The sequence below is a fragment of the Gemmiger formicilis genome (assembly GCF_016901605.1).
Taxonomy (GTDB): Bacteria; Bacillota; Clostridia; order Oscillospirales; family Ruminococcaceae; genus Gemmiger; species Gemmiger formicilis_B.
On record NZ_JACJKP010000384.1, the window covers coordinates 1 to 637 of the forward strand.

Genomic DNA, 637 nt, shown 5'->3' on the forward strand with positions numbered 1-637 from the left:
GACGGGCTATCACCAAGTATTCCTCGACTCCCACCGTGCCTGCCCCTACCTCAGGCTGGCGATCGTCACAGCGACCGGACGGGTCTCAGCCCACCTCATGCGGATCCAGCTCGACAAAGTGCTCCCCCACGGCACCAAGTACCTCATGCTGACCGGCGACGAGGCAGACGAGTCGACGCTGGCCAGAACGGATCTCGTCGTCGCCACCCCCGATGTCGACATCACGACCCTTGCCGTCGGCGACGTTCCAGTCATTCAACTCGGCCAGGTCTTCGATCCCGCCGAACTCATCAGCCGGATGTCAAGGCTAAACCTGCGTGGTCACGTCGACCTTCAGCTCACCGGGGCCAATTCGTCATTACTGATGTCGATGCTCTCCCCCGACCGTTTCATGGCCATGCCAGCGGGAACCGATTACTGGTCGGCGACCGAGGCCCTCGTAGCCTACTTAATCGACCAGGGTCTGGTCGACGAGTCCTTCCTGGCCACACTGCGGGCTCGAGAGAACGAAGCGACCATGCTACTCGACGGTCTCGTCGGATTTCCCCACGCCACCATCCCAGGGGCCGAACGCATCGTGCTGGCGATGGCGACCATTCCGCGCCGCCCAGAGCAGCCCGGTGCCCGAGTCGTTTTC

Annotated in this window: 1 protein-coding gene; it reads left to right on the forward strand. The window is 63.0% G+C overall.

The window, feature by feature from the left end:
• A partial coding sequence (locus H6B10_RS15015; RefSeq protein ID WP_204652311.1) for a PTS sugar transporter subunit IIA occupies nt 1-637 on the forward strand: 637 nt, incomplete at both ends.